Annotated in this window: 27 protein-coding genes and 1 riboswitch; of the genes, 10 read left to right on the top strand and 17 right to left on the bottom strand. The window is 57.1% G+C overall.

What is annotated here, in order from left to right; genetic code table 11:
* Nucleotides 1-56: 56 nt before the first annotated feature.
* Nucleotides 57-959, bottom strand: coding sequence for a LysR family transcriptional regulator (locus JWR17_RS15250; protein ID WP_299832755.1), 903 nt, complete (start codon nucleotides 957-959; stop codon nucleotides 57-59).
* A gap of 127 nt (nucleotides 960-1086) precedes the next feature.
* Here JWR17_RS15250 and JWR17_RS15245 point away from each other — a divergent pair, with 127 nt between their 5' ends.
* From JWR17_RS15245 to JWR17_RS15235, 3 genes are all read left to right on the top strand, one after another.
* On the top strand, nucleotides 1087-1788 hold the full coding sequence (locus tag JWR17_RS15245) for a CoA transferase subunit A (RefSeq protein ID WP_299832754.1): 702 nt from the start codon (nucleotides 1087-1089) through the stop codon (nucleotides 1786-1788).
* Between the two features lie 63 nt (nucleotides 1789-1851).
* Nucleotides 1852-2508, top strand: a complete 657-nt coding sequence (locus JWR17_RS15240) for a CoA transferase subunit B (RefSeq protein WP_299832753.1) — start codon at nucleotides 1852-1854, stop codon at nucleotides 2506-2508.
* A 223-nt stretch (nucleotides 2509-2731) separates the two neighbouring features.
* Nucleotides 2732-4150, top strand: a complete 1419-nt coding sequence (locus tag JWR17_RS15235; protein WP_299832752.1) for a TIGR00366 family protein — start codon at nucleotides 2732-2734, stop codon at nucleotides 4148-4150.
* 16 nt (nucleotides 4151-4166) lie between these two features.
* Here JWR17_RS15235 and JWR17_RS15230 read toward each other — a convergent pair whose 3' ends face one another.
* The gene (locus JWR17_RS15230; RefSeq protein WP_299832751.1) at nucleotides 4167-5060 is read right to left on the bottom strand and encodes a LysR substrate-binding domain-containing protein; all 894 of its coding nucleotides are present in this window, start codon (nucleotides 5058-5060) and stop codon (nucleotides 4167-4169) included.
* A gap of 103 nt (nucleotides 5061-5163) precedes the next feature.
* Here JWR17_RS15230 and JWR17_RS15225 point away from each other — a divergent pair, with 103 nt between their 5' ends.
* Entirely contained in the window at nucleotides 5164-6108 is a 945-nt protein-coding gene (locus JWR17_RS15225) for a DMT family transporter (RefSeq protein ID WP_299832750.1), read from the top strand.
* A 166-nt stretch (nucleotides 6109-6274) separates the two neighbouring features.
* Here JWR17_RS15225 and JWR17_RS15220 read toward each other — a convergent pair whose 3' ends face one another.
* Nucleotides 6275-6781 carry a MarR family transcriptional regulator gene (locus JWR17_RS15220; RefSeq protein ID WP_299832749.1) on the bottom strand — a complete coding sequence of 169 codons (507 nt, stop codon included), beginning with the start codon at nucleotides 6779-6781 and terminating at the stop codon, nucleotides 6275-6277.
* A 184-nt stretch (nucleotides 6782-6965) separates the two neighbouring features.
* Here JWR17_RS15220 and JWR17_RS15215 point away from each other — a divergent pair, with 184 nt between their 5' ends.
* Nucleotides 6966-8519, top strand: coding sequence for an MFS transporter (locus tag JWR17_RS15215; protein ID WP_299832748.1), 1554 nt, complete (start codon nucleotides 6966-6968; stop codon nucleotides 8517-8519).
* Nucleotides 8520-8619: 100 nt separating this feature from the next.
* On the opposite strand, the gene JWR17_RS15210 is transcribed toward JWR17_RS15215, so the two are convergent.
* The 6 genes from JWR17_RS15210 to JWR17_RS15185 form a co-directional block, all read right to left on the bottom strand.
* On the bottom strand, nucleotides 8620-9324 hold the full coding sequence (locus tag JWR17_RS15210; RefSeq protein WP_299832747.1) for a CTP synthase: 705 nt from the start codon (nucleotides 9322-9324) through the stop codon (nucleotides 8620-8622).
* A 61-nt stretch (nucleotides 9325-9385) separates the two neighbouring features.
* Complete coding sequence (locus JWR17_RS15205; protein WP_299832746.1) at nucleotides 9386-10291, bottom strand: AraC family transcriptional regulator; 906 nt, start codon at nucleotides 10289-10291, stop codon at nucleotides 9386-9388.
* Between the two features lie 103 nt (nucleotides 10292-10394).
* Nucleotides 10395-11090 (bottom strand): fumarylacetoacetate hydrolase family protein, encoded by a 696-nt coding sequence (locus JWR17_RS15200; RefSeq protein ID WP_299832745.1) that lies wholly within the window; start codon nucleotides 11088-11090, stop codon nucleotides 10395-10397.
* 146 nt (nucleotides 11091-11236) lie between these two features.
* Nucleotides 11237-12178 (bottom strand): 2-hydroxyacid dehydrogenase, encoded by a 942-nt coding sequence (locus tag JWR17_RS15195; RefSeq protein ID WP_299832744.1) that lies wholly within the window; start codon nucleotides 12176-12178, stop codon nucleotides 11237-11239.
* Between the two features lie 102 nt (nucleotides 12179-12280).
* Entirely contained in the window at nucleotides 12281-13024 is a 744-nt protein-coding gene (locus tag JWR17_RS15190) for a CbtA family protein (RefSeq protein ID WP_299832743.1), read from the bottom strand.
* A gap of 16 nt (nucleotides 13025-13040) precedes the next feature.
* Entirely contained in the window at nucleotides 13041-13253 is a 213-nt protein-coding gene (locus JWR17_RS15185) for a CbtB-domain containing protein (RefSeq protein WP_299832742.1), read from the bottom strand.
* Nucleotides 13254-13291: 38 nt separating this feature from the next.
* Nucleotides 13292-13414, bottom strand: a riboswitch (cobalamin riboswitch).
* 28 nt (nucleotides 13415-13442) lie between these two features.
* Between JWR17_RS15185 and JWR17_RS15180 the strand changes: the two genes are divergently transcribed.
* Entirely contained in the window at nucleotides 13443-14039 is a 597-nt protein-coding gene (locus tag JWR17_RS15180) for a histidine phosphatase family protein (protein WP_299832741.1), read from the top strand.
* Here JWR17_RS15180 and JWR17_RS15175 read toward each other — a convergent pair.
* Together JWR17_RS15175 and JWR17_RS15170 are read right to left on the bottom strand one after the other, a co-directional pair.
* Nucleotides 14008-14961, bottom strand: coding sequence for a transporter (locus JWR17_RS15175; protein ID WP_299832740.1), 954 nt, complete (start codon nucleotides 14959-14961; stop codon nucleotides 14008-14010). The genes JWR17_RS15180 and JWR17_RS15175 overlap by 32 nt on opposite strands.
* A 144-nt stretch (nucleotides 14962-15105) precedes the next feature.
* Entirely contained in the window at nucleotides 15106-15639 is a 534-nt protein-coding gene (locus JWR17_RS15170; RefSeq protein ID WP_299832779.1) for a GNAT family N-acetyltransferase, read from the bottom strand.
* A gap of 109 nt (nucleotides 15640-15748) precedes the next feature.
* Here JWR17_RS15170 and JWR17_RS15165 point away from each other — a divergent pair, with 109 nt between their 5' ends.
* Both JWR17_RS15165 and JWR17_RS15160 read left to right on the top strand, forming a co-directional pair.
* Nucleotides 15749-16633, top strand: coding sequence for a LysR family transcriptional regulator (locus tag JWR17_RS15165; RefSeq protein WP_299832739.1), 885 nt, complete (start codon nucleotides 15749-15751; stop codon nucleotides 16631-16633).
* Nucleotides 16634-16702: 69 nt separating this feature from the next.
* A complete protein-coding gene (locus JWR17_RS15160) occupies nucleotides 16703-17425 on the top strand; it encodes a dienelactone hydrolase family protein (protein WP_299832738.1) in 723 nt (240 codons plus the stop codon).
* 49 nt (nucleotides 17426-17474) lie between these two features.
* Here JWR17_RS15160 and JWR17_RS15155 read toward each other — a convergent pair whose 3' ends face one another.
* The 3 genes from JWR17_RS15155 to JWR17_RS15145 all read right to left on the bottom strand — a co-directional run bounded on the left by JWR17_RS15155 (nucleotide 17475) and on the right by JWR17_RS15145 (nucleotide 20784).
* The gene (locus JWR17_RS15155; protein WP_299832737.1) at nucleotides 17475-18752 is read right to left on the bottom strand and encodes an MFS transporter; all 1278 of its coding nucleotides are present in this window, start codon (nucleotides 18750-18752) and stop codon (nucleotides 17475-17477) included.
* Between the two features lie 87 nt (nucleotides 18753-18839).
* The gene (locus JWR17_RS15150; RefSeq protein WP_299832736.1) at nucleotides 18840-19718 is read right to left on the bottom strand and encodes an alpha/beta hydrolase; all 879 of its coding nucleotides are present in this window, start codon (nucleotides 19716-19718) and stop codon (nucleotides 18840-18842) included.
* Nucleotides 19719-19770: 52 nt separating this feature from the next.
* On the bottom strand, nucleotides 19771-20784 hold the full coding sequence (locus JWR17_RS15145; protein WP_299832735.1) for a 4-hydroxythreonine-4-phosphate dehydrogenase PdxA: 1014 nt from the start codon (nucleotides 20782-20784) through the stop codon (nucleotides 19771-19773).
* A gap of 365 nt (nucleotides 20785-21149) precedes the next feature.
* Here JWR17_RS15145 and JWR17_RS15140 point away from each other — a divergent pair, with 365 nt between their 5' ends.
* Nucleotides 21150-22565 carry a glutamate decarboxylase gene (locus JWR17_RS15140; protein WP_299832734.1) on the top strand — a complete coding sequence of 472 codons (1416 nt, stop codon included), beginning with the start codon at nucleotides 21150-21152 and terminating at the stop codon, nucleotides 22563-22565.
* 73 nt (nucleotides 22566-22638) lie between these two features.
* Complete coding sequence (locus JWR17_RS15135; RefSeq protein ID WP_299832732.1) at nucleotides 22639-24339, top strand: transporter; 1701 nt, start codon at nucleotides 22639-22641, stop codon at nucleotides 24337-24339.
* 364 nt (nucleotides 24340-24703) lie between these two features.
* Here JWR17_RS15135 and JWR17_RS26365 read toward each other — a convergent pair whose 3' ends face one another.
* The 3 genes from JWR17_RS26365 to JWR17_RS15120 all read right to left on the bottom strand — a co-directional run bounded on the left by JWR17_RS26365 (nucleotide 24704) and on the right by JWR17_RS15120 (nucleotide 26769).
* A complete protein-coding gene (locus JWR17_RS26365) occupies nucleotides 24704-25096 on the bottom strand; it encodes a hypothetical protein (protein WP_366944160.1) in 393 nt (130 codons plus the stop codon).
* A gap of 378 nt (nucleotides 25097-25474) precedes the next feature.
* Nucleotides 25475-25789, bottom strand: a complete 315-nt coding sequence (locus JWR17_RS15125; protein WP_299832730.1) for a hypothetical protein — start codon at nucleotides 25787-25789, stop codon at nucleotides 25475-25477.
* A 203-nt stretch (nucleotides 25790-25992) separates the two neighbouring features.
* Complete coding sequence (locus JWR17_RS15120; protein ID WP_299832729.1) at nucleotides 25993-26769, bottom strand: alpha/beta hydrolase; 777 nt, start codon at nucleotides 26767-26769, stop codon at nucleotides 25993-25995.
* Nucleotides 26770-26969 lie beyond the last annotated feature (200 nt).

Genomic DNA, 26969 nt, shown 5'->3' with positions numbered 1-26969 from the left:
ACAATACCTCAAGTGCCGGCCCTGGAGCGCCGTTTTCGGCTAATGAATCCGAGTATTCACACGTTTTCCAGCGTGTGTTCCTGCGCACATTCGATCAGCACATCACGCAACGCCTGAGCTGCAGCGGACAGTTTGTGATCCGCCAACATCATCAAACCGATGCGCCGTTCGATGCGCGGTTCGGCCAATGCGACGCAGTGCGCACCCAGTTCGCGCATTTGCTGGATACATAACGACGGCACCGCACTGACCCCCAACCCGCTGGCGACCATACGGCCGATGGTCGACAGCTGATGGCTCTCGAACGCGACCGAGAGTTTGCCATGTTGGTTGCGCAGGTCTTGTTCGAGCAACAGGCGCACCGCCGACGGCCGTTGCAGGGCGATAAAGTCTTCACGCAGTAACTCGCCCCAAGTCACCTCCTCCCGCTCGGCCAAGGGCGATCCCACTGGCACCACCGCCACGAAGCGGTCCATGTAAAAGGGAGTGAACAACAGCGAACTGCTGGATTCCGGTTCAAAACCAATGCCCAACTCCACCCGCCGATGACGCACCATCTCCAGCACTTGTTCATTGATCACGTCATGCACCGCGACGTTGACCCGAGGATAGCGCTCGCGAAACACCTTCAGCGCCGAGGGCAGCAAGTTGCCAGCGTACGAGGGCATCGCCGCGATCGAGACTTTGCCCAGTTGCAGGGTGAAGCGTTGGCGCAGCAATTCCTCGGTATTGTCCCAGTCTGCCAACAGCTGGCGCGCCAATGGCAGTAAGGTTTCGCCCTCCGGCGTCAGGCTGACACTGCGGGTGGTGCGACTGAGCAGCTTGCCGCCCAATTCATCTTCTAAACTCTTTACCGTCAAGCTCAGCGCCGGTTGTGACAGATGCAAACGTTCCCCGGCCTGGGCGAAGCTCAGGCATTGCGCCACTGCAAGAAAAGCCCGAAGCTGCTTAACGTTCATATATTTGCTTTCTTTATCAATCCATCAGAAAAACAAAATTAACAAATCATTGCTGGCAAGAGAAGATGTTCTGAACGCGATTCGACAGCCAGTTTGTCGGACAACAACTACAAAAGGCGGATCTATCATGGCTGGGCTCGACAAACGAGTATCAACGTACGAAGAAGCCCTTGATGGGCTCACTGACAACATGACCGTGTTATCCGGTGGCTTCGGTCTGTGCGGTATCCCGGAAAACCTGATCGCAGAGATCAAGCGTCGTGGCGTTAAAGGCCTGACCGTGGTTTCCAACAACTGTGGCGTCGATGGCTTTGGCCTGGGCGTACTGTTGGAGGAACGACAGATCCGCAAAATGATCGCTTCTTATGTCGGCGAGAACGCCCTCTTCGAACGCCAGCTGTTGAGCGGCGAGTTGGAAGTGGAACTGACCCCCCAAGGCACCCTGGCTGAAAAAATGCGCGCGGGCGGCGCTGGCATCCCTGCGTTCTACACCGCAACCGGCTACGGCACGCCCGTGGCAGACGGCAAGGAAACTCGCCAGTTCAATGGCCGCAACGTGATCCTTGAAGAAGCGATTACCGGCGATTTTGCCATCGTCAAAGGCTGGAAGGCCGACCATTTTGGCAACGTCGTGTACCGCCACACCGCGCAGAACTTCAACCCGGTAGTCGCCACCGCAGGCCGCATCACCGTGGTCGAAGTCGAAGAAATCGTCGAACCCGGCGTGCTGTTGCCTAGTGAGATCCATACGCCTGGCATTTATGTCGACCGAGTCATTCTGGGCACTTTCGAGAAGCGCATTGAACAGCGCACGGTGAAGAAGGCCTGAGGCCTGGCTTCGTCGCACTTAACCCTCGTAAGCACCTCCGCAGAAGAACAAGAGAACCTGACCATGGCACTTTCCCGCGAACAAATGGCACAGCGCGTCGCCCGTGAACTCAAAGACGGTTTTTACGTCAACCTCGGCATTGGTATTCCGACTCTGGTTGCCAACTATGTTCCGACTGACATCGATGTGATGCTGCAATCGGAAAACGGCCTGCTGGGCATGGGCGAATTTCCCACCGAAGAAACCATCGATGCCGACATGATCAATGCCGGCAAGCAAACCGTGACCGCACGCAAAGGCGCATCGATTTTTGACTCGTCTCAATCTTTCGCAATGATCCGTGGCGGCCATGTTGACCTCACCGTGCTTGGCGCGTTTGAAGTGGACGTTGAAGGCAACATTGCTTCGTGGATGATCCCCGGCAAGTTGGTCAAAGGCATGGGCGGCGCGATGGACCTGGTGGCCGGCGCCGATAACATCATCGTCACCATGACCCACGCCTCAAAAGACGGCGAATCGAAACTCCTGTCGCGCTGCAGCCTGCCGCTAACCGGTGCCGGCTGCATTCGCAAAGTGTTGACCGATCTGGCCTACCTGGAAATCGCCGACGGCGCGTTCATTCTGCGTGAGCGCGCGCCTGGGGTCAGCGTCGAAGAAATCATCGCCAAAACCGCCGGTAAATTGATCGTGCCGGATGATGTAATTGAAATGACGTTCTAAATCGTTTCTCTGCAGGAGCCAACTGGTTGGCGAGACAATAGAAGTCATTAGTACATTTCCACCTGTAACACTAAGATGCCATCACCTTGTGCCATCCTGCCTCTTCACTAAACGAAGGGGCATGTTGCGTTCTAGCTCCAGCGTTTTTAGCTACAAAGCTTTTTTACAAAAACATGGCCGAACACTCGGCCGCTCAATAATAAGTTTAATAAAGGTAGGACCCATGGCCGCCGAAATCGAAGACAGCCGCTATGCCCGCTTTGCCCTGCGTTGTGCCAATTGGGCCGAACGCTGGTTCCCCGACTCTTGGGTATTCGCTGTATTGGCGGTGGTCATCGTCGCGGTGGCCACTCTGGGCATGGGCGCTAAACCCACCGAAGTCGCCAACGCCTTTGGTGACGGCTTCTGGACGCTGATCCCGTTCACCATGCAGATGGCTTTCGTGGTGATTGGCGGTTATGTGGTGGCCAGCTCACCTCCGGCCGTTCGCCTGATTGACCGCTTGGCGCAGATTCCGAAAAACGGACGCTCCGCCGTGGCATGGGTCGCGCTGATTGCGATGGTCGCGTCGCTGCTGAACTGGGGCCTGTCCCTGGTATTTGGCGGTTTGCTGGTTCGCGCATTAGCGCGTCGCACCGAGTTGCGCATGGACTATCGCGCTGCCGGCGCTGCGGCGTATCTGGGTCTGGGCGCGGTCTGGGCACTGGGGCTTTCGTCCTCGGCGGCGCAGTTGCAAGCCAACCCCGGCAGCCTGCCACCGTCGATCCTCGCCATCACCGGCATGATCCCGTTCACCCAAACCATCTTCCTGTGGCAGTCGGGCGTGATGCTGGCAGTATTGGTGGTGGTCTCGCTGATCATCGCTTATGCCACTGCACCCGGCCCGGCCAGCGCCCGTGATGCAGCGGCCTGCGGCATTGATCCGAGCTTCAGTATTCCAGCGATTCCAAAACGTACGCGTCCAGGCGAGTGGCTTGAATACAGCCCGATCCTGATCATCTTGCTGGTGTTGCTGGCGGCGGGTTGGTTGTTCCATGAGTTCTCGACCAAACCGGCGATCACTGCGATCTCCGGCCTGAACACGTACAACTTCCTGTTCATCATGGTCGGCGCCCTGCTGCACTGGCGTCCACGCAGCTTCCTTGATGCAGTGACCCGTGCCGTTCCAACCACCACCGGCGTGCTGATTCAGTTCCCGTTGTATGGCTCGATTGCAGCGCTGATGACCACGGTCAAAGGCACGGACGCCCAGACGTTGGCGCACCACATTGCCACCTTCTTCACCCGGATTGCCTCACACGACACTTATGCGGTGCTGATGGGTATTTATTCGGCGGTACTGGGCTTTTTCATTCCGTCGGGCGGTGGCAAGTGGATCATCGAAGCGCCATACGTGATGCAAGTCGCCAATGACCTTAAGTACCACTTGGGCTGGGCGGTGCAGATCTACAACGCGGCCGAGGCCTTGCCGAACCTCATCAACCCGTTCTACATGCTGCCGCTGCTGGGCGTGTTGGGCTTGAAGGCGCGAGACCTGATCGGGTTCTCCTTCGTCCAGTTCCTGATCCATACCCCGCTGGTGTTGTTCCTGCTGTGGTTGCTGGGCACCACCCTGGCGTACCTGCCGCCAGTCATGCCGTAACCTGTTGCGACTGACGCTACGCAGGTGGCGTCGCGGCTTCGGCAATCAGCCATTCCTTCAGCGCCTGCACTGCCGGGCGCGAAATCGAAAGCCTGGGTTGGACCATGTAAAATCCTTTGGCCAGCGGCAATCGCTGGCCGAAGGGCTCGATTAATGCACCGCTATTCACCTCTTCTTCCGTCAACATTGGGCTGGTCAATACCACGCCTTGTTCATGCCGCGCAGCCTCGATGGCCATCAGCGATTGATCGAAATGAATTCCGGCCATTTGTGCCACCTGCCCTTTCGATATCCCACTAAAGCGTGCCAGCCATTCGCTCCAGTGCGGGTGCAAGGTGCTATGCAACAGCGTGGTCTGACGCAAATCATCAGGGGTATTCAAGCCGAAACGCGCAGCGTAGCTCGGGCTGCAGTACAACCGTGCCTCATCCTGATAGAGCAAATGCGTCTCTAGCTCCGGGGCGTGCCCATCGAAATGCCGAATCGCCAGATCGACCCGCTCGTTAGCGAAATCCACCAGCACCACCGATGAACTCAGATGCAGCGCTATGGCTGGGTGGCTCCGTAGGAAGCCGGACATACGTCGCGCGAACCATTTGGCCGCCAGGCCTGGGGGCATGGTCAGCCATACGCCGCAGCTTTGGCGGTCGCGCAAGGTTAGGCTGGCGTCGTTGATTTGCGCCAGTGCCGGTTGAATTCGCGCCCAATACGCCAAGCCGTCTTCGGTGGGTCTAACCTGGCGAATGTGCCGGGTGAACAATGCTACGCCGAGCCACCGCTCCAGGTTGCGTATCTGTTGACCCACCGCGCCGGGCGTGACAAATAGCTCGCTAGCAGCCATAGAAAAACTATTCAGGCGCATGGCGGCTGCGAAGTAGACAAGGGACTTCAGTGGCGGCGAGCTGTTCATGGTGGAGTTTTTCTATCCCATTGAGCACAGAGGATGATTTGTAGCCGATGCAAGCGCCGAAGCACAATCGGTTTTTACGCTTCTCATGCAAAGGGCCCCTCCCATGAAACACATCGCCTATATAGCCTTTGCCTTGCTCGGCGTGATCTGGGGCACTAACTTTATTTACATGAAATGGGCTGTCGCCTTGATTACACCCGCGCAGATCGTGTTGCTGCGGGTTCTGTTCGGCTTTTTGCCCATTCTGGTTTTTGCCCTGGCAACCCGCGCTCTGCGCTGGAGTCATCTGCGCCACGCGCACCACTTTCTGGTGATGGCGCTGTTGGCGACGGACCTTTATTACTACGCCTTCGCCAAAGGGACGTCGATGCTGCTGTCCAGCGTCGCCGGGATGTTAAGCGGGGCAATTCCACTGTTTACTTTCGTTTGCGCATTTCTGTTTCTGCGCCAAGAGCCGTTGACTCGTCGCGTTGGCATGGGCGTAGCGCTGGGCTTTGTGGGTGTGTTGCTGATTGCTCGGCCGTGGGCCACCGGGATTGGCGGCATTTCTCTCGAAGGGGTGCTGTACATGATCGTCGGCTCGCTCAGCGTCGGCTGTTCGTTCGTGTACGCCAAACGTTTTGTGTCGGGGCTGGGTATCTCGGCGCTCGCGTTGTCGACTTACCAGATCGGTCTGGCGCTGATCGTGATCGCCGCGTTCACCGACCTGCATGGCGTGAGTCGCCTGCTGGATGATCAACGCGCCTTTCTCGGCGTATCCCTGGGGCTGGGTTTGCTCGGCACGGGGGTCGCTTACATTATTTATTACTTCATCGTTCAGCGCCTGGGCGCCCTGGCGGCGGCCTCAGTGACCTACATCCCACCGGTCGTGGCCCTGTTGATCGGCTTTTTTGTGGTGCAGGAGCCGGTGCATCCAATGGACCTGTTGGCAGTGGCAGCGATCCTCGCCGGGGTGTATATCGTCCAGACGGGCAGGGCCAAGGCGGCGCGGGAAGCGGTGGTGGTCGCGCCTATAAAACACCGTTCGACATCCACACCGTACCTGTAGGGCCAACGCATAACGAGTTGGTTTACGAAGTTACTTTGTAGAAGCAGGCTTGCTCGCGATGGAACGCGAAGCGGTCCCAAATGCCCGGCCCCGGCCCCAGTGCCAATTGAAAGGACCGAGCTGCTTGATTTACGACTGCTGTGCAGGCGATCGCGAGCAAGCCCCCTTAGCCTTGACTCGCCGCAGCGACCTCGATGTATTCGCTCGATGCGATGAAGGCCAGCGATGCGCGCAGGTCGCTGGCTTGCTCGGCGCCCAATACCAATTCGAAGCATTCCTGCGCTTTTTCCCAATACCCTTGGGATTCAATCAACTTGGCCTCCCCCACCGAGGTCAGTGTGACCAAGCGACTGCGCCGGTCGTTGGGGTCGACATCCACCGAGACAAACCCGTCACGCTCCAGAGGCTTGAGATTGTGCGCCAACGCTGAGCGGTCTATCACCAGCGCCGTTGCCAACTCACTCATGGAAGGCACTTGGCTGCGAGCTATCTGCATCAAAATTGAACGCTGCGTAGAGCGCAATCCACAGGGTGCCAGAACCACGTCGTACATCTGCGAGATGCGCCGGGTAGCCTTGCGCAGGCTGGTGGCGTGACAAAGAACCTGCTCGGGCACAACAAAGCCGCCGCTGAGCACAACAGGGGCGCGAACGTTGCCAGACGTGCTGTTCATGATTTTTCCGTTCCTGTACGTGGCCTATGCGGCCGCTCGATCTAAATAGCACCAGATCTAAATAAAGGGTTGACCGGTACGGGCATATACCTGCAAATTAAATAGGAGCATATACCCTCACTCGACTGTTTGCACAAACCAATCGTTGTTTGAGCGCTCATTCACCACTCAGAGAACGCCGAGCATGAGCATCGAAACCCACCTTCCCGTCGTAGGATTTCATCGATTTCTGATCCTGCTGTGCGTGTCTATTCCATCGTTTATGATCAACTTGGACTCCAATATAGTCGCGGTGTCATTGTCTTCCATTGCGCATTCGCTCAACGCTGACTTTGTCGATATTGAATGGGTCATCAGTGCCTATACCCTCACCTTCGCCTCGCTGGTCATGCCTGCGGGCGCCCTCGCTGACCGTTATGGCCGCAAGCGTATTCTGGTTATCGGCCTGGCCATTTTTACCGTGGCATCGTTTATTTGCGGCGCTGCGCCAAACGTTACTGCACTCAACGCAGCCCGTGCGTTGCAAGGGGTTGGCGCCGCGTTGCTGTTAAGTGCCGCACTGGCGACGTTATCGCACTCGTTTCGTGGTGCTGACCGAGCCAAGGCCTTCGCGTTCTGGGGCTCGGTGATCGGTATCGCGATCTCTTTGGGACCGGTTGTTGGCGGCTTCATTACTCAGCATTTCGGTTGGGTGTGGGCGTTTTATATCAATGTGCCGGTGGGCGTGGCGATGATTGTACTGGTCATGCGCACGCTGAAAGAATCCCGAGATCCCCAGGCTAGCAAAATCGACTACCTCGGTGTCGTGACGTTCAGCAGCAGCCTGTTCCTGATCACGCTGGCGTTGATTTCCGGCAATCATCAAGGCTGGGACAATGCGCGGGTACTGTTTGAGGTGGCCAGCTCGGCGGTACTTTTTACGCTGTTTGTGTGGGTGGAACTGCGCCAGGAACGACCGATGCTGGACTTTGGGGTCTTTCAGCGGCCGACCTATGTGGGCGCGATCATCGCGGGCCTGGCCTATGCGGCGTCTTTGCTGACGATGCTGACTTATCTGCCGATCTATATTCAAAGCGGCCTCGGCTACAGTCCGCAACGTGCGGGTTTGTTGATGCTGCCCATCGCCGTGCCGCTGTTCATCGTGCCACGCATCACTGCGGCTTATCTGACCCACCGCTTCAGCGGCCGCACGTTACTGACCCTGGGCTTGGTGACGATCAGCGTGGGGCTGTTCTGGCTGGGTATAACAGTGACGCGCTTTGATTATGTGTCGATGATTGGCGGCTTGTTGCTAGCCGGCGTTGGCGCGGGCATTTTGAACGGAGAGACGGCGAAAGTTGCCATGTCTACGATTGCCCCTGAGCGTGCAGGCATGGCATCGGGTATTTCCGGGACTGTTCGCTTCAGCGGCATTGTTCTGGGTTTCGCCGCACTGGGTGCAATTCTGTTCCATCGCATCGCGGCCTCGGTGTCCAGTGGGCTACCCTCCGATGCCCTCGCCGACCCAGTGACCCTGACCCGCAGCATCGCCGCCGGGGATTTATCCGGTGGCACGCTGGGCCTGAATTCATTGGCCATAAGCAGCTTCGGCGCGGGTTACCAAGGTATCCTCTTTGTCGCGGCGATCCTGGCGCTGATCTCCGCGCTGGCCACCTGGCTGCTGGTCCGCACCGCCGACACCGCTCCTGATGTGCACCACAGTCATTTGCCCGTGGCACCCATCCGGACGAACCTGTAAGCCAACGTGTTGGCGACAGGACTTATGTTGCGTGCCTGGGAGACCGCCTCGCCAACACGTTGGCCCCTACAGATTCAATCACTGGAAATTTTCCGGACCGTCAATAAATCGCACATGCCCGAACAAACGCGGCCACTATAGGCGGCGTCTCCCCCGCCAATGCCGCCCGCTCAGGCTGGAACAATGTCGCAACAAAGAATGGGTGCCCTGCCAGTTCGACCACACGAACATCGCCGCTCTGATCATGGCCCGTTGCAGTCAACGGCCCCGCCAATAACTCATCGGCAAGTTCAGCGTTGAGTCCGTATCGGCAGCGGTAAGTCTGAGTAGTTTGAAGTACACCATAGGCTTGGGCGGTCTTCGAGCCGGGGATCAGCTCAATGGAATCAGCCGCTTCGACCAATGCGCAACTCAGTGGGGTGATGACCGCGCGCTGAGCGTTCGGTACGGTTTCGGCGTTTTCAGCGTCTGCCCAGCCTAATACATTTCGGGCGTATTCAATCAAAGCGTGCTGAAACCCACCACAGGTGCCAAGGAACGGCATCTGATGTTCCCGCGCATAACGGATGGCGTTCAATGCGCCTTCGGTATCCTGATAGGGACTGGCCGGCACGCACCATAGGCCATCAAACTGGCCTAAGACAGTCTCGTCATGGGCGTTCGGTGTGGGCACCCAATCAAAGCTAACTGCCAGCCCTTCGACTTCGGCAGCTATGTTCAGCGCCAAGGGGATCGCCTGATGCGCAGTCACGCTTGGGTCGTAGTCACCGACCAGGCCGATATGAATTGATTGTTGATTCGCCATTAATTCTCTCCTGAGATATTTATTTTGTTATGCAGTTGCAATTTCAAACCCAAACCCAACCTCATCCTTCCCGATGCAACCGCCGAAACTGCCCAGGCGGCAAACCATTGGCCTTACGAAAGCGCCGGGAAAAGTAGGCTTCATCAGCAAAACCGCAAACTTCGGCGATGTGGCTCACGGGCTTGGTGGTGTTGATCAAATGTGTCCGCGCCAGGCGCATGCGGCGTTCTAAAACCAGTTCGGAAAAGGTGCTGCCGGTCTCTTTGCGCAACAAGTGGGTCAGGTAGTTGGGCGACAAAAAGGCCGCAGCCGCAGCGTCTTTGAGGGTCATGTCGGGGTCGGCGATGTGTTCGCGGATAAAGCTCGACACTCGCCCCAAGGCATCGCGACGGCCGCGTTTCTCCGCCTTGCTGGCGGACGACGCCAACAACTGCGGCTCATACAGGTTGCAGACCTTGCCGATCAGCTGCATCAAATAACCCTTGAGCATTAATCCGGTGCCCAATTGGCGATTCTGGTCCAGTTCACGCATTTTTTGCAGCAACCCTTCGACCTCAGCGAAATCCTCGTCGCCTAATTCAAAGTCGATATGTTCCTGGAAGCGGAAAGGCGCCAACTCCGGCGCTTCGGCCAGAGAAATGTCTTCCAGATCCATGGGATCGCATGGCAGGTGTTGTAGGAAAAACTCTTGCGAAAAGTTAATCAGAACGAAATTCCCGTCACCGGGATGCGGAATGACGTGCAAGCGATGCGGAAGGATAAAGGCCAGAGTTTTGCGCGGAAACGGCCGGATGGCGCCACCAATATGCTGCACCGTATCGCCGCCCAGATTGATCTGAATCTGGAAGTACTCATGCCGATGAGGGGTTGTCAGCGGCGGGCGGGCCGATTTGTCGCGGATGTAGAAATCCGCACGGTCGCTGCGCTGCTGCATGCCGTAGGTGGGAACTCGGGACAATGTCGACATAGCGGGCGTACCTGACTTCGCTTCGGACTGACCGTCACAGGGTATTTCAGATGCAGCAGTCAGGCCTAGCGAATAGTGATCAGGCGAACAGCAAGCCCTTACGTTAGCGAGCGCCGACCGTAAAGGTGAATTCATTGAGCCCATCGATGCCGCCGTGGACTACATCACCCACCTGCAGGGCGCCGACGCCAGCTGGCGTACCGGTGAATATCAAGTCACCCGCTTTGAGTCTGACCGACTGCGAAATGTAGCTAATGACGTCTTTCACCGGCCAAATCTGGTCGCTGAGGTCGCCGCGCTGACGTTCAACGCCGTTGACCTGTAACCAGATCGCGCCTTTTTCCGGGTGACCAATGCTGCTGACCGGTTTCAGCGGCGAGCTCGGACCAGACTCATCAAAACCTTTGGCCCAATCCCATGGACGGCCCATTTTTTTCGCTTGGGCTTGAATGTCGCGACGAGTCAGGTCTGCGCCGACGGCATAGCCCCAAACATGACTCAACGCATCTTCAGGCGCGATATCCACGCCGTCTTTGCCAATGGCCACCACCAGTTCAATTTCATGGTGCAGGTCTTCGGTCAGCGCCGGATAGGTGATAGTCCCTTCTGCCGAAACCACGGCATCCGCCGGTTTCATGAAAAAGAATGGCGGCTCGCGGTCGGGATCATGGCCCATTTCACGGGCGTGCTCCGAGTAATTACGACCGACGCAAAACACGCGACGAATAGGAAAACGGCTCGACGTACCCTCTACGGCCAGCGACGGGGCAGTAACCGGTGCAATCACAAAATCACTCATGGTCTTCTCCTGTAAGGCAGCCAATTGATAGCAGGCATGGCCTTATTGTGCGCAGGTCCGATAAAAACAGGTTGGACAGAACAGTGACTCTTTTGGACGGAACAACGCAGGTCTCACATTTGATGAACCCTGAACTGCGCCCGGCATTAAACCGGCAACGGAACCGGCGTCAGCACTGGCTTGCCGGAAAAGTACGCCAACAAGTTATCGGCAACCAACTGCACGGTCCCCTGGGACGCTTGCGGTGATAGCCCGGCGACATGCGGGGTCAGGACCACATTGCTCAAGGCCTTGAGCGCGTCGGGCACTTGCGGCTCATCATCGAATACGTCCAACGCGGCGCCAGCAATACGTTGATGTTGCAGGGCATCTATCAGATCAGCCGTGGAAATCACGCTGGCGCGGGCGATATTGACGATAAATCCATCAGGGCCAAGGGCCTCAAGTACGTTTTTATTCACCAGTGAATGGGTTCCAGCACCGCCCGGCGTGGCGACGACAAAGAAGTCTGACGCTAACGCCAACTCACCCACCGTGGCGCAATAAGCGTAGGGCACATCGTTGCGTGGCCGACGATTATGGTAGCTCACTGACATATCGAACCCTAGCGCACGCTTGGCGATGGCCATGCCCACCGAGCCCAAACCGAGAATACCGAGGCGCTTGCCAGCCAGCGAAGGACGCATGACTTTGCTCCATTCGCCACGGCGCACCGAGGCGTCTGCCCGCGGAATATCGCGCACCAGTGACAACAACAAGGCCATGGCATGGTCGGCTACCGAAGGTGCGTTGACCCCTGCTCCGTTGGTCACCACCACACCCCGAGCCCGGGCCGCGTGAAGGTCGACGTGTTCATAACCGGCGCCAATCACGCAGATGATTTCCAGATGCGGCAGCGCAGCCATTTCATCGGCATACAAACCCAGCGGTCCACGGGTCAGTACCGCCTTGATTTGCTCGCCATGGGTCGCAATCGCCTTGGCGCGCTCGGCCGGGGTCGGCGCAAGAATCAGCGTAAAGCCGCTGTTTTCGATTATCGGCAGGTAGTCGTTGATGGTTTCTACCAATACTAAAACAGTCGTTGTCATGAGCCCCTCTCGGATCAAAGTCCAATAGCGTTGAAAACCACGAATTACCGCACACAGCAAGAGGCCCGCACGACGCGGGCCTCTGCAATTAAACTGAAAACGTCACGACTGCAGCTTTGCCCGAGGCGTCGAATTCTCTGGCTTGAGTTTACGCTCGGCCAGCCAGCCAAAGGCCAAACCAACGGTGGTCCACAATACTATTTGAATGCCCATCGAGACGGTACGGAATTTCCACAGCAGCATGGCCGAAAAATCCGCCGGGACTTCATTGACAGTAGGGAACATCGCCGTCGCCAGCACCATGATCAGGGCGTACAGCGCCACGGCCAACAACGCGCCATTCCAGACACCCCGTGTGGCGATCAGCTTACGCGCCGCATTGATCGCAATGACCATCGCAGCCACGGAAAGCAGCATCATCAGGAAAAACAGCTTGGTGCGCTTGCCGATGGTTTCCGGGTCGCCGATGGACGGCGGATTGGCCGGGTACTTGAGACCCGGTACCAGAATGATCGCCACGAAGGCTGCCAAGGCCAACAATGCCGCCAGACCACGTGGGCCAATATTACCCACACGACCCAACGAGTAAGAAAATACCAGCGCGAATATCCCACCCAGCGAGACGCTGTAAACAAGAACGCCAGTAAACAAACCGAAGGTACTTTGCACCTCGCGGCTGACCAGCTCTTCTTCCGGTGCATCGCCGTGCATCGCCGACATATGATGCTCTTCGAAAGCAATCGCCTGGTCGATCTGCGGCTCACCGAATACTTTTGCAAAGCCAAACGCGAGAAGGCCGGCGAGCAAGCCCACCAGCATTCCCCTTAAAAGTAATTGCCCAGTCATGTCTTTTTCCTAACAGTTAGTGGCAAGGGAAGCCGAGCAGGTGGCGACCGTCATGCACAAACTCATGGACATACATACCGGAAAACATCGACGTAGCGCCTTGTTCAGCGCCAACGAAATAAAGTGCAAGCATCAGCAGCAAACCGACAAAGACAGCCCAAGGCAAAATCTCGCCCAAGGGGATGACGGGCAGCGAAGTATCAGCGTGGGTTGTAGCGTTATAAGACATGAAAGCCTCCAGGGAACTCGCGTCCCAATACGGATGATGGGGGGTGGACAAAACAAGGTCTGGCTTACGGCAATGACCGAACACAGTGGCGCGACCGCGCCGGAATCGAACCGGCTTCCTGCTTTGCAACATGTTGCAACTGCTCGGGCAGTGTACTCTTCTGAATTCGTAAAACCAGCGTGAACCGCCATGCCTATCCGTCTGACATTGATCTGCCACGCCCGAACCGTCGCGCAAAAACTAGGGCGTTTCCCACAAAACGAGTCCATCGAAATGGATTGGCAGGCTTCAGCTCAATCGCTGTCTGAAACGTTCAAGGCATCCGCGCGATTTGTATGCGCCCCGGAAGCTCGGGCCCGTCAGACCGCCCAGTTGTTTGCAACACAGGTAGAGACAGTGGCGGCCTTGCGTGACTGCGACTTCGGGCGCTGGCAAGGGCAACGGATCAACGACCTCCAGGCCGTTGAACCTGAAGCACTGAGTGCATGGATCAGCGACAGCGCCAGTGCACCCCATGGCGGTGAATCCATCGTCGATGTTTGCGCCCGGGTCGGCGCCTGGCTCGATAGCCTGCGCGCGCCTGGCCATGCCTTTGGCCATATAGTCGCGATCACTCACCCGTTCGTCATCCGTGCCGCCATCGTGCATGCCCTGCACTGCTCAACCGCCGCTTTTAATGCCATCGACATTGAGCCGCTGTCGATCACCGAACTGCGGTTCAATGGACAATGGCGCTTGAGGATGGAGCGCGCCTTTACAAAAACAACAGAGTTAGATTCAGACTGAAGCCATTACCTTCGGGGCGGTTTTTGGTGTCGAACTCCGGCACCCAGCGTGCGCTGACACTGGCTTGGGTGTCGGCGAACTTACCGCTCCAGCCCACCGTCGGACCGGCACCGAACGAACGCCCGCGAAAGCCCCCCAGTGCATCGGCGGTGGGTCCCTTGTCGTCGGCAATTTGATCGACAAACCCGGCCACCACCCCTGCGTTCCAGCCACTGCCCAAACCGTGTGTCCACAATCCATCGAGGGTAAACACCGGCCCGCTGTGATAATCGGTGTCGTGATTTTTGGTGTAGTACTCCACTGAACTCATCAGGCTGAATTCGCCGCCGCTGCCATCGAGGTGGGTGTAGGCGACGGTGGGCATGAAGGTATAGTCGTTCTGCCCAGGGTTGGCCAAACGGTCCTGGTTATACGCGCCGGTCGGTACATAAATCGGCAAAGAAAACGAAATATGGTCAGTGGCGGAGAAGTGATAACCGGCGGCAATGGGCGTCAGCAGCAGGTCGGCGAACTGGGTGCCGGTGTCGTTTTGTCCAACCGTCCGACCACGCGGTCCGGTGAGGTTGGCGCTGATATCGGTGTACTGGAGGGGCACACCGAATCCCGAGGCAAAATTCCAACGGCCTTTGCCGGTGTCCCATACATGGGTGAAATTGCCGATGGTGTACTCGGCTTTCACATCAAGGCCTGTGCTTACCGCACCAATCAACGGAACGCCTCTTCCGCCTTTAAGCGTGCCTTCGTAATAGATGCTGGTCACCGACATGATCCAGCCCGGTTCTGGAGGGATAACGCCAGCGTTGGAAAAGATTTGCTGGCCGGTGATGGGCCTGCCCATTCCGCCTTCAGTGGCCATCGCCAACGGGCAGCATGTGACGATACCCACCGCCAGCCAAGGGCGTAAATTGATGCGTCCGCGCATGCCAGACTTCCTTTTGATATCCCTGATTAACGCGTTGCAGCCGTTATCGAACCGGCATGTCTGCACGCGAGGCAATTGCTGCAACGAGTGTAGATGCATATTTCAAATGCATAGGGCAAGGGTTAACAGGAGGCTATGCGGGGATTATTCAGGCGGTGAACTGTGCGAACCATCGCCCAGGGTGCGCTGCATCAACACGGTATCTACCCAACGTCCGTGCTTGAAGCCCACCGATTCAAACACCCCCACACGATGAAACCCGAGACGCTCGTGCAGGCGGATTGACCCGTGGTTTTCACTGTTGCCAATGATTGCGATCATTTGTCGCCAGCCGCCGTGGGTACAGTGTTCGACAACCGCGCCGAGCAATGCCTGACCAATGCCCTTCCCGCCCAGGCCGTCACGCACATAAACCGAGTCTTCGGCGGTAAAACGATAGCCAGGGCGGGGGCGGTACAGCGTTGCGTAACCATAACCCACCACCTCCCCCGCCAACTCCGCCACCAGGTATGGCAACCCTTTGGCGAGGATGTCGGAACGCCGGATCATCATGTCGGCCACGCTTGGCGCTTCCAGCTCAAAACTGGCAATTCCGCCCAGCACATGTTGCGCGTAAATGCTTTGGACGCTGGGCATGTCTTCGTCACGGGCGTTGCGCAGGATAAGGGTCTCGCGGATGTGCATGGTTCATCTGCTTCAGTGGCGATTGGATAGGCGCAATGATGCCGATCTCGTTCACTTAAAAAAAGTTATGATCGCTTATTCATTGCATAAGAAATTCTTTGAGATGCATCGACTCAACCTTAATCATCTTCATACGTATTCTTGCGTCATCGCCTGTGGCAGCTTTTCAGCGGCAGGCGCAGAGCTGGGCTTGACCCAACCGGCCGTCAGTCTGCAAATTCGTCAGTTGGAACAGCGGCTGAATGCACGGTTAATCGAACGCGTCGGCAAGCGTGTCAAGCCCACGTCCGCTGGCAGCGTACTGCTGGAACATATTGTCCACATCGACGCCGCCGTCGAAAACGCGCTGCTGGACCTCTCGATTCACTCGCAAGCAGTCACCGGCAACATCGCCATCGGCACTGGAGCGACCGCCTGCATTCATCTGTTGCCACCTATCCTTCAACGCCTAAGGCAGCAGTTTCCGGCGCTGGAAGTTCGGGTCAGCATTGGTAATACCGAAGGCGTATTGAAGGCGGTCGAGGAGAATCGGTTGGATCTGGCCTTGGTGACACTGCCCGCTGCTGGCCGCAGTCTGTCCGTCACGCCACTGCTGAGCGACGACTTTGTTGCGATCTTCAGTACTGGCGAAACAGGCCTTGCGGAGCAGATCACCCCTGACACTCTGATCAATTACCCGCTGGTTATCTTCGAAGCGGGCAGCCGTACACGAACGCTGATCAACCAGTGGTTTGCGGAGTCGGGGATTCGAATCAAACCCGTCATGGAGTTGGGCAGTATCGAAGCGATCAAGGAAATGGTGGCTGCCGGCCTGGGCTACAGCATCGTGCCGAGCGTGTCGGTCGCGGCTGCCCACCACCGGCGCGGGTTGCAAATCCGCAGCCTGACGCCCGCATTGACTCGCACCTTAGGCATCGTGCTGCGTCAGGACAAGCCCGTCAGCAAAGCACTGCGTCAGGTGGTGGATGCGCTGGAGACATTGGCTTGAGCGCAAACGCTTCGGTCGACAGTGCTAAGCTCGGCCCTCAATCCTGACAGGCGGTGAAAAGGCAGGCCTATGATCAAGTTTCTCGCGGCATTGTTTATCCTTGTATCCACCGCAGCACACGCGCAATCCCCACTGCTGACCGACTTGCCATTGAGTTATCTGGAGCAGAGCGACGCTCAATCGCGCAACCAGCCGCTGATCATCTTCCTTCATGGTTCTGGCAGCAACGAAGAAGACCTTTTTGATATCAAAGACCAACTGCCCGCCGGGTACACGTTTTTATCGGCACGGGCGCCGCTTGAAGTGGGGCCAGACAGCTATCAATGGTTCAACAAAACGCCGGGCAACGGCGCATACGACGGCGTAACCGGTGATTTGAAAAGCAGCGAAGCGTTGATTTCAGACTTTGTCGTCAAAGCCACCGAAAAGTACCGCACCCAGCCGGACAAGGTGTTCCTCGTCGGTTTTAGCCAGGGCGCGATCATGTCGTATGAAGTTGCCCTGCGGCGCCCCGAAATCCTCCGTGGAATAGCCGCCTTGAGTGGCAAGTTTCTGCCTGTATTAAGAGCAGAAGTGAAACCGTCGCCGAACTTCAAATCGCTTGAAGTGTTCATCGGCCACGGTACCGTCGACCAAAAACTGCCGTTCGAGGGCGGTACTGACGCGGTAACGGCGTTGAAAAAGCTGGCCATCGAACCCGAGTTTCATGCCTACCTTGGGATCGGGCACACCATCAGCGATAACGAAATCATCGATCTGGATAACTGGCTGAAGAAGATCAATCAAGGCTGAGGCCGACGGTTTTCAGCAAGTTATGCGTTTTTGAGAAGAGCCAACGTGTTCAAGAATGGGTAACCGCACATCCGCTGGTCTCGGCGGCCACTGCCGTCGGGTGCGGCTCTTCATCCAGCTTGATGAACATGGCCAATATCGGGCCGAGCAATACGACGACAATCGAGGCCGCAAAGGCCGCTGCCCAGTTGTTGCCCGTGATGTCCAACAACCAGCCGATGACTACCGGCGATACGGCACCGGCCACCGCCATGCCGAAGAAGGTACACGCGCTAGAAGTAGCGAAGTGTTCATAAGAAATCTCGGTGCCAATGACCCACAGTGGCGAATCGGCCAACTCTGAACAAAAGAATGAGAAGCTCAGACTCAGGGCGCACACCATGATGTCTTGGGTGAACATAAGTGGAATCAAACCGATTATCGATGCCAGAAATCCAAAGATGATCAGGTCACGCCGCGAGCGCAAGCGGTTGCCAGTCACTTTGAAACGCCAGTCCGAGAGCATGCCGCCGACCGCCGTGCCGACTGTGCCGCCGAGCAACACCACGGTCGAAAATACGGCGGTGTGCGTCAGGTCCATGCCGTAACGCTGTGAGAAAAAAGACGGGATCCAGTTCAGAAAAAACCACAGCACCCAACCGTGACAAAAGCAGGTCGCAGCGGCGGGCCAGACTTTGCGCAACATGCTAGGCCAATGCACCGGTTTGCCGATAAATACCGGCGCCACTGCCGCCTGTTCATCGACTTGTTTCTTCGACTCGCTCAAACCGAAATACATCACGAACATAAAGACTAACGTGACCACGCCCAGGATCAAAAAGGCCAGGCGCCAGGAAAACTGGAGAATCAGAAACGTTACGATCAGCGGCGCCAAGGCGTTGGCCAGACGACCTGATGCATGCATCACGCCTTGGGCCGTACCGCGTTGAGTGATGGGAATGACCCGGGCGATCATGCGCGCCGCAGTCGGGTAAATCGGCGCCTCACCGACACCGACGACAAAGCGGGCGATGACCAATGCAACCAGACCACTGACCAGGCCCGTGGCGATGGTGGCGACTGACCAGATCACGCCATACACCAGCATCGCCTTGCGCGAGCCAATGCGGTCGCTCAACCAGCCGCCGGGGATCATGAAGCAGCTATAGGCGAGCGCGAAAGCAGAAAACATCATGCCCAAGTGGGTGTTGCTGAAGCCCAGTTCTCTGCTGATGGTAGGTGCCGCGATCGCTAGGTTGCTGCGATCGATGTACATGATGAACGCCATGACGCAAAGCAACACGAACGTCAGCGTCGCTCTGCGTTTTTGCGCAAGAGTAGGTAACATTTTTTCCACCGTTCTTATAGTTGTAGTGGGCAGGCGGCCGCGAAGACCGCCTGTGTCGCGCAGGCTTACTGACTTAACTGGCCTCTCTTACTTGAAGAAGTTACTCAACACCTCGTAAGTCTCGTCTGGACACTCTTCCTGCAAGTAATGCCCGGAGGGCACTGTGGCCGTCTGCACAATGTTGTTGGCGTAGCGGCTCCAGATTTCTGCGGCGTCGTGGTTGCGACCGACGCCGCCTTTTTCGCCCCAGAGGATCAGCGAAGGGTTTTCCACCCGACGCCCTGCCTCGAAGTCCACGGTGTCCATGTCCAGATCGATGCCGAACGTGGCGCGATAGTCTTCACACATGGCGTGGGTGGTGGCCGGGTTCTTGATGCAACGGATGTAATCAGCCAAGGCCTCCGGACCGAAAAACCGGGTGCCTTGATCGGTTTTGGACAACTTGCGCAAAATGAAGAACTCCGGATCGGCGTCCATCATCCTTTCTGGCGTGGGCGCATCCTGGGTCATGAAGAACCAATGCCAGGAGAACTTCGCCCACTGACGGGTCACGTTGTTCAGCAGATGGTGCTGCGGCAACATGTCCACGAAACCGGCTTTCAGCACCGTGTCGCCGTGGTCCAGGCACATCCGGTGCAATACTCGTGCACCCCGGTCATGGCCAGCAGCGTTGAATGTATCGAAGCCCAGGGACTGCATGACTTCCACCTGATCCTGAGCCATGGAGCGGAACGAATAGTCCGAGTGATCACCGCCGCCCGCCGGTTTCGAGCTGTCGCCGTAACCGCGCAGGTCAGTGCAGACCACGGTGAAGTCTTGCGCCAGGCGCGGTGCGATCTTGTGCCAGGACAGGTGATTGAATGGGTTGCCGTGCATCAACAGCAATGGTGGCCCTTCGCCGCCGACGACCGTGACAATTTCTGCACCGCTGGTTTTGACCATGGTTTTTTTGAAATTCTCGAACATAGCGTTTGCCTCGCTTGCTTTCTTATTATTGAGATTATTGAGCCTGACCGTTCTAGACCTGCAGCGCCTTGTGTTTGCGCGCAGCAGCGTTATCGGTGGCGACCCGAAATGCTGCGGCCATGGCACCCACATCGGCGATGCCTTTGCCGACGATGTCGTATGCCACACCGTGGGCAGGTGTGGCATACACGGTTTTTAGGCCGCCGGTGAGGGTTACACCCGAGGAGAAGCCCAGCAGCTTGGTCGCGATCTGGCCTTGGTCGTGGTACATGATCACCACCGCGTCGAAATCACCATTACGCGCCTTGATAAATACCGTGTCGGACGGAAATGGCCCCTCGCAGGCCAACCCTTTAAGGCGCAAGGCTTCCAGGGTCGGCCGGATGATCGTGATCTCTTCGTCACCGAACAGTCCGTTTTCTCCACCATGGGGGTTAAGCGCTGCCACGCCGATACGCGGCGCGCTGTTGCCGAGGGCACGCAGGGTGTCGTGGGCCAGTTGTAACGCACCTTCGATGCGGTCCGGTTGCACCATGTCCACCGCTTTGCGCAACGCCACGTGGGACGTGACGCGAAAGGTCGAGAACTGCGGGATGATGTTTACTTCGCCGAAATACCCGACGTGCCCGGTCCAGGCCGCGAACATCTGGTGTTCATCGTGATAGTTCCAGCCGCCACGGTGCAAGCCGGCCTTGTTCAGGGGCGCAAAACAAATGCCGTCCAGCTCACCCTCCAGGGCCAAATCGGTCATGATTTTCAGGGTTTCACCGGTCAACCGACCAGACTCGGCGTTCACCAGCCCCCGCTCAAACAACCCAGGGTCAACGTTATGCAGATCCATCAGCGGCACTGCCGCCTGGCTATGATCGGCCTGGTTAAGGCGCGTAATGATTTGATAGGGAATTTTCAACCCGGCATCGCGCATGCCGAGTTCGAGTACCCGGGCATCGCCAATAATCACAACGTCCGCCCGTTCACGTGCCTGGGGCGTAGACAATAATTTGGCGACCAACTCGGGGCCAATGCCGGTTACATCACCCAGCATAAGACCAATCAACGGCTTCATCAGGTGTTCTCCTATCTGCTTATTATTCTTATCGGGTCGTGTTGCGACGTGCTGGCGCAGTTGCGCTGCAGCTCTTGACCCCATCCTAGGCGCACCCCCAGCGCGTTCAAGGCGCAAAACGTGGCGCGGGCATTCACGGACCGTGATTTGAGCGAGGTTCCAACGGATCGCGCCTGACCTCAGCCCCTTGCACAGCACTTCCAATGATCTGAATCAATAAAGGCGCGGCCGATTGCGCGTAGGGTCACACGGGTTAGTTACGCATTGCATTTGCTCACGTACGCCGCCGCCTCACTGGCTAAAACCCACGGCGCACCTGGCGACGATGATCCTGGCCTTTCCCACATCTTTCAGAGTTGGATTCCATGGCACTTCACCAAACCGCTGAAACCCGTGACGACGCTATTGAAGACGTTTATTCCAGCGGCACGTCGCAGCGACGCCTGCCCAAGTATCGGCTGCCTGACCATTCAACCGCCCCTTCGGCCGCATACAACCTGGTCCGCGACGAATTGTTGCTTGACGGCAACTCCCGGCAAAACCTGGCGACGTTCTGCACCACTTGGGTCGAACCCGAAGTGCAGAAACTGATGGCTGATGCCCTCGACAAAAACATGATCGACAAGGACGAATACCCGCAAACCGCGGAGATCGAAAACCGCTGCGTGCACATCATTGCTGACCTGTGGCACGCGCCCAAGTCCTGGCAGACCGTGGGCTGCTCCACGACTGGCTCCAGCGAAGCAGCGATGTTGGGTGGACTCGCGTTGAAGTGGAACTGGAAAAAACTTCGCGAAGACGCCGGCTTGCCAACTGATAAGCCCAACTTCGTCTGTGGCCCTGTACAGATTTGCTGGAAAAAGTTTGCCCGTTATTTCGACGTGGAAATCCGCGAAGTACCGTTGCGCGGTGACGCGTTGGGCTTACAGCCAGCCGATCTGCGGGCGTATTGCGACGAGAACACTATTGGTGTCATTGCCACCTTGGGCGTGACCTTTACCGGGATCTACGAACCGGTCGCGGCGCTGGCAGCCGAACTGGATGCCATGCAGCGCGATCTGGGATTGAACATTCCGATTCACGTGGACGCGGCCAGCGGCGGTTTTATCGCCCCGTTTATTCAGCAAGAATTGAAATGGGACTTCCAGATCGAGCGGGTCAAGTCGATCAACGCGTCGGGCCATAAATACGGCCTCGCACCGCTGGGGGTGGGCTGGATCATTTGGAGCTCGAAAGCTGATCTGCCTGAAGAACTGATCTTCTACGTCGATTATCTGGGCGGCAACATGGCCACCTTTGCCCTGAATTTCAGCCGTCCAGGCGGTGAAATCATTGCCCAGTACTACAACTTTCTACGCTTGGGTCGCGACGGTTATACGCGCATCCAACAAGCCTGTTCGGACACCGCGCAGTGGCTGGCGACTGAAGTCACCCGCCTCGGTCCGTTGGAGTTGGTCTACGACGGCAAGGACGGTCTGCCGGCCGTTTGTTACAAGCTCAAAGACGGAATCGACCACGGTTTCAGCCTGTATGACCTGTCGGAGCGCGTACGCATGCGCGGTTGGCAGATTGCGTCCTACCCACTGCCTTCTGACCGTCAGGAGATCGTTGTGCAGCGCGTGCTGATCCGCCATGGCGTCAGTCGAGATCTGATCGGCCTGTTGCTGGATGACCTGCGCAAAGCCATCGCCTTCCTGCAAAAAAATCCAGTGCTGGTGTCAGATGCGGGGCCGAGCTTCAACCACGGCGCCGAGTCGGCTGACCCTATCAGCGCCCTCTAAACCACCTCAAACCCCGCCGGGCAAATCGTTTGCCCGGTGTTCATAGCGCTTCATCCCAAGGTGCGAGGCCACAGTGATTGCATTTCTGACATTTCTGCAGAGCAACCCTTACATTCTGTTGTTTCTGGTAGTTGGCCTGTCCGTATGGGTCGGTCGTGGCAGCATCAAGGGCTACGGCCTCGGTGCAGTAGCGGCGGCCATCGTCATTGGCTGCGCGATAGCCTCCTGGGCCGCGGCGTATGGCGTGCATTTGGAGCTTGATAGCTTCACCAAGAGTCTGTTTTATTACCTGTTCATGTACGGCGTCGGCCTGCGCGTCGGACCATCGTTTATCAACAGCCTGAAGGGCGATGGACTCAAGTTCACCTTTTTGGCTATTTTGTCGTCATTCCTCGGTTTGGGAATCGTCGTGCTCGGCACGCGTTTGCTGTCGCTGCCAGTCGGCGCTGCGGGCGGCATTCTCGCCGGTTCGCAAACCATGTCGGCGGCCATCGGTTCGGCAGAGCAAGCGATTACTTCCGGTGTCGTGCCGCTTCCACCGGGCACCACGGCAGCGGCTGCCACCGCGATGATCGCCTTGTCGTACGGCATCACGTACATCTGGGGCACCGTCGGGATCATCCTGATCTGCAAATACTTGCCGCGTTGGTGGGGTGTGGACGCGCGCAAGGCAGCCAAGGAATATGAGATCGAACACGGCGTACCGAACGTCGACGACGCTGGCCTCAGTGGTTATCGTCCTTTTGACTTGCGTGCTTATCGACTGGTCAACCCAGCGCTGAACGGACAAACCATCAGCCAGTTTCGCCAGCGCTTCGCCCAATACCAGATTGAGAACGTCGAGCGCGGCACCCAGTTGTTGGGCGCGGATCCAAGTCTGGTGTTGCAAGTGGGTGATGTGATCGCGTTGGGCGGCAGCCTTGATGTCTTGACCGACCACATGGGCCTGATCGGACCAGAGGTGCCGGACGCACGCGCACTGAATATCCCATTGGACGAAGCCGAGATTTTGGTCACCCATCGTGATGCTATCGGTAAAGTGCTGAAGGAATTCAGCAGTTCTTCAATTGCCGGCCAGGTGCAACTGCTGGGCATCGAACGCGGTGGAGCACCGTTGACCGTGGGTTTGGAAACTCGCTTGCAGCGCATGGACGTGCTGCACCTGATTGGGCTGCGCAGTGCCATCGACAAGGCCACCGCGATTCTCGGTAAAGCCGGTCGCCCCAGCACCGCCACCGACTTGCTGACCTTATCGTTGGGCATGGTGTTGGGCTTGTTGATCGGTCTGGTGCAAGTGCCGGCGTTCGGCGCATCGGTGGGCTTGGGTAACGCCGGTGGTTTGCTGGTTTCGGGAATAATCGTGTCGTCCCTGGTGTCACGGGTGCGCTTCTTTGGCAACACACCTAACGCGGCGCGCAATATCCTGGAAGACATGGGCCTGATCTTTTTCGTCGCCATTGTTGGCGTCAACGCCGGGGCCAGTCTTGTGTCGCAATTGAGTGCAATGATTGCCCTGAAGATATTCGGGCTGGGGTTCGTGGCCTGTACAATTCCACCGTTTATCGTCTGGGCTATCGGTTTTCACCTGTTCAAGATTAACCCCGCCATTCTCATGGGCGGCGTCGCTGGCGCCCGCAGTCACTCAGGCCCAGCCCGCGAAGCCGCAAAAGAAATCGACAGCACCGTGCCCTGGATCGGCTTTCCAGTGGCATATGCGGTATCAGGGATTTTACTGACGGTGTTTGGGTACTTCGCAATGGTGCTGGCGCGGTAAGGCCGGTTTACCGTGGGATCGAATTTAACCGGGAAAAAGGTTCCGCGGTTTACCTGTAAAACCATTGCGATGAATCTGTAGGAGGTTCCGCCACGTCTCCGACGCCGCGCTGTCGCGCTGTCGCGCTGTCGCGCTGTCGCGCAGCAAACACAGCTCCTACAGATTATTTCAAGTCAATAAGTTATGCGTTGTTTGATAAGAGCCACCTTGTTGGCGAAGGTCTCTACCCGGTGCTCAGGAAAAGCCGCGTCGTCTGTTTGATCGCCAACAGAGTATCTACAGAATGATCAACTGCATCTGCGTACTTTTGTTTGGCCCAAAATTAAGCCCGGCAAAAGCCGGGCTGAAGGGAAACTAAAAGCGATTAGCTGACGCGGTTTGCACCCACGTGGTCGGCACCATCAGCGGCTACACGGTTTGCGCCAACGTGGTCTGCACCATCAGCGGCTACACGGTTTGCACCCACGTGGTCGGCTCCATCAGCGGCTACACGGTTTGCGCCAACGTGGTCAGCACCATCAGCGGCTACACGGTTTGCGCCAACGTGATCAGCGCCATCAGCTGCTACACGGTTTGCGCCAACGTGGTCTGCACCATCAGCGGCTACCCGGTTTGCACCTACATGGTCTGCACCATCAGCGGCTACGTGGACGGCGTTGGTATGGGCCGAACCATTTTCTGCGAAAGCCGGAAGAGCAAAAGTGCTGCTGGCCAGTACCGAGAAAGCCAGGCCGAAGATCAGTTTTGAAGTTTTCATGTTAGTTGCTCCAAGAGTGTTTTTAGTTGTTTAACTGGGTATGGGCTGGATTCTACGCGGTGGCGATTTATTAAGAAGTCAATCCGAGTGGTAACGATCATCGTTGAAAATGATAGTGCCGAAAAACGCTGGCTCTCAAAGACCTAACAGGCGGCAACGTGTGCGTTTGATGTTGCCTCATCAAAAAGCAGGGCCGCAGGACCTTCATTGCTTTAAGGGCCGCCGAGATTCTGTGAGATGGAATTTATTCGGAAAAGCGCACCGCGGTTTACCTGAAAGAACCATGGCTCCTACAGAATGATCAACTGCATCTGCGTACTTTTGTTTCGCCCAAAATTAAGCCCGGCAAAAGCCGGGCTGAAGGGAAACTAAAAGCGATTAGCTGACGCGGTTTGCACCCACATGATCAGCACCATCGGCTGCTACACGGTTTGCACCCACATGATCAGCACCATCGGCTGCTACGCGGTTTGCACCCACATGATCAGCGCCATCAGCTGCTACACGGTTTGCGCCTACGTGGTCGGCGCCATCAGCTGCTACGCGGTTTGCACCAACGTGGTCAGCGCCATCAGCGGCTACGTGGACGGCGTTGGTATGGGCCGAACCATTTTCTGCAAAAGCCGGAAGAGCAAAAGTGCTGCTAGCCAGTACCGAGAAAGCCAGGCCAAAGATCAGTTTTGAAGTTTTCATGTTAGTTGCTCCGAGAGTGTTTTTAGTTGTTTAACTGGGTATGGACTGGATTCTACGCGGTGGCGATTTATTAAGAAGTCAATCCGAGTGGTAACGATCATCGTTGAAAATGATAGTGCCGAAAAATTTGATATTTCATATGGTTATTGATGAAACGCCCCCACCAGTGGGGGCGAATCCATTCGCGAAGGGCTCGACGCCGATTACTTGCCATCCATCGCATGCTGAGCGGCGTCTTCGATCAACGCCGCAACGGCTTTGGGCTGCGACTCGTAGACCGAGTGGCTCGCGCCGGCTAACTCAACGGTGTGGCTGTGGGCGCGGGCGGCGTACATGCGTTCAAGGTCAGGGTTGATGATGCGGTCCGACTTGGCGACGGCGTACCAGCTTGGCTTGATTTTCCAGGCCGGGTCACCCGCCGGGACGGAAAATACCGAGGCGGCAGTGAGAGATTGCGAATTGGCCTCAAACTCAGCCTGCGCCTTGGGCAGGTCTGCGGCGAAGTCGGCAGGGTAAAAGGCCGGATCAAGGTAGAGGAAACCATCCGCCGTCTTCTTCACGGCTTTGGTGGCGTTAGGGTAGAGCTTGCCGTTTGCTACTTCGGTTTCACCTTTGTCCAATGCGTGGGCGGCGATGTACACCAGGCCAACCACCGATGGGTCATTCCCGGCTTCAGTGATGATCGCCCCGCCGTAACTGTGGCCGACCAGGATCGTCGGCCCCTCTTGCATCGCCAGAACTCGTTTGACAGCGGTTACATCGTCACTGAATGAGGTCAGCGGATGCTGGGCAATCGACACGTGGTAGCCGTCCTTCAGCAGAATATCGTAGACCGGCCTCCACCCTGCCCCACTGACAAATGCCCCGTGCACTAACACAATATTGTGAACCGGCGCGGCCTGGGCTTGACCCATGACGCCTAAGGTCAAAGCTGCCAGTGATACAGCGGTGAACAGCGTACGCAGTGTCGGAAGGTTCATAATGCGGTCTCGGTAATGGGTTGGTTACAAGTGATTCACAGTAGCCAGACGCATGGCCGCGAGGTTTATTCCAACCGTTGATGAATTAGTTTATGCAGAGGCGCCTGATTCGAGCCTGTCCACAGTCGCTCTGTAGGCGCCAACGTGTGGGGAGCAGGCGACGCGGTTGTTTCTCGACAGCCGCAGTGCTGCTTATATCG

Origin of the sequence: Pseudomonas sp. (assembly GCF_028293835.1) — a bacterium.
Classification (GTDB): domain Bacteria; phylum Pseudomonadota; class Gammaproteobacteria; order Pseudomonadales; family Pseudomonadaceae; genus Aquipseudomonas.
This window is presented reverse-complemented; position numbering and strand designations above follow the sequence as displayed.

Bases quoted from the DNA above. Each gene is read 5' to 3' on its own strand.
- JWR17_RS15250 (WP_299832755.1), bottom strand. From the start codon at position 959: ATGAACGTTAAGCAGCTTCGGGCTTTTCTTGCAGTGGCGCAATGCCTG.
- JWR17_RS15245 (WP_299832754.1), top strand. From the start codon at position 1,087: ATGGCTGGGCTCGACAAACGAGTATCAACGTACGAAGAAGCCCTTGAT.
- JWR17_RS15240 (WP_299832753.1), top strand. From the start codon at position 1,852: ATGGCACTTTCCCGCGAACAAATGGCACAGCGCGTCGCCCGTGAACTC.
- JWR17_RS15235 (WP_299832752.1), top strand. From the start codon at position 2,732: ATGGCCGCCGAAATCGAAGACAGCCGCTATGCCCGCTTTGCCCTGCGT.
- JWR17_RS15230 (WP_299832751.1), bottom strand. From the start codon at position 5,060: ATGAACAGCTCGCCGCCACTGAAGTCCCTTGTCTACTTCGCAGCCGCC.
- JWR17_RS15225 (WP_299832750.1), top strand. From the start codon at position 5,164: ATGAAACACATCGCCTATATAGCCTTTGCCTTGCTCGGCGTGATCTGG.
- JWR17_RS15220 (WP_299832749.1), bottom strand. From the start codon at position 6,781: ATGAACAGCACGTCTGGCAACGTTCGCGCCCCTGTTGTGCTCAGCGGC.
- JWR17_RS15215 (WP_299832748.1), top strand. From the start codon at position 6,966: ATGAGCATCGAAACCCACCTTCCCGTCGTAGGATTTCATCGATTTCTG.
- JWR17_RS15210 (WP_299832747.1), bottom strand. From the start codon at position 9,324: ATGGCGAATCAACAATCAATTCATATCGGCCTGGTCGGTGACTACGAC.
- JWR17_RS15205 (WP_299832746.1), bottom strand. From the start codon at position 10,291: ATGTCGACATTGTCCCGAGTTCCCACCTACGGCATGCAGCAGCGCAGC.
- JWR17_RS15200 (WP_299832745.1), bottom strand. From the start codon at position 11,090: ATGAGTGATTTTGTGATTGCACCGGTTACTGCCCCGTCGCTGGCCGTA.
- JWR17_RS15195 (WP_299832744.1), bottom strand. From the start codon at position 12,178: ATGACAACGACTGTTTTAGTATTGGTAGAAACCATCAACGACTACCTG.
- JWR17_RS15190 (WP_299832743.1), bottom strand. From the start codon at position 13,024: ATGACTGGGCAATTACTTTTAAGGGGAATGCTGGTGGGCTTGCTCGCC.
- JWR17_RS15185 (WP_299832742.1), bottom strand. From the start codon at position 13,253: ATGTCTTATAACGCTACAACCCACGCTGATACTTCGCTGCCCGTCATC.
- JWR17_RS15180 (WP_299832741.1), top strand. From the start codon at position 13,443: ATGCCTATCCGTCTGACATTGATCTGCCACGCCCGAACCGTCGCGCAA.
- JWR17_RS15175 (WP_299832740.1), bottom strand. From the start codon at position 14,961: ATGCGCGGACGCATCAATTTACGCCCTTGGCTGGCGGTGGGTATCGTC.
- JWR17_RS15165 (WP_299832739.1), top strand. From the start codon at position 15,749: ATGCATCGACTCAACCTTAATCATCTTCATACGTATTCTTGCGTCATC.
- JWR17_RS15160 (WP_299832738.1), top strand. From the start codon at position 16,703: ATGATCAAGTTTCTCGCGGCATTGTTTATCCTTGTATCCACCGCAGCA.
- JWR17_RS15155 (WP_299832737.1), bottom strand. From the start codon at position 18,752: ATGTTACCTACTCTTGCGCAAAAACGCAGAGCGACGCTGACGTTCGTG.
- JWR17_RS15150 (WP_299832736.1), bottom strand. From the start codon at position 19,718: ATGTTCGAGAATTTCAAAAAAACCATGGTCAAAACCAGCGGTGCAGAA.
- JWR17_RS15145 (WP_299832735.1), bottom strand. From the start codon at position 20,784: ATGAAGCCGTTGATTGGTCTTATGCTGGGTGATGTAACCGGCATTGGC.
- JWR17_RS15140 (WP_299832734.1), top strand. From the start codon at position 21,150: ATGGCACTTCACCAAACCGCTGAAACCCGTGACGACGCTATTGAAGAC.
- JWR17_RS26365 (WP_366944160.1), bottom strand. From the start codon at position 25,096: ATGAAAACTTCAAAACTGATCTTCGGCCTGGCTTTCTCGGTACTGGCC.
- JWR17_RS15125 (WP_299832730.1), bottom strand. From the start codon at position 25,789: ATGAAAACTTCAAAACTGATCTTTGGCCTGGCTTTCTCGGTACTGGCT.
- JWR17_RS15120 (WP_299832729.1), bottom strand. From the start codon at position 26,769: ATGAACCTTCCGACACTGCGTACGCTGTTCACCGCTGTATCACTGGCA.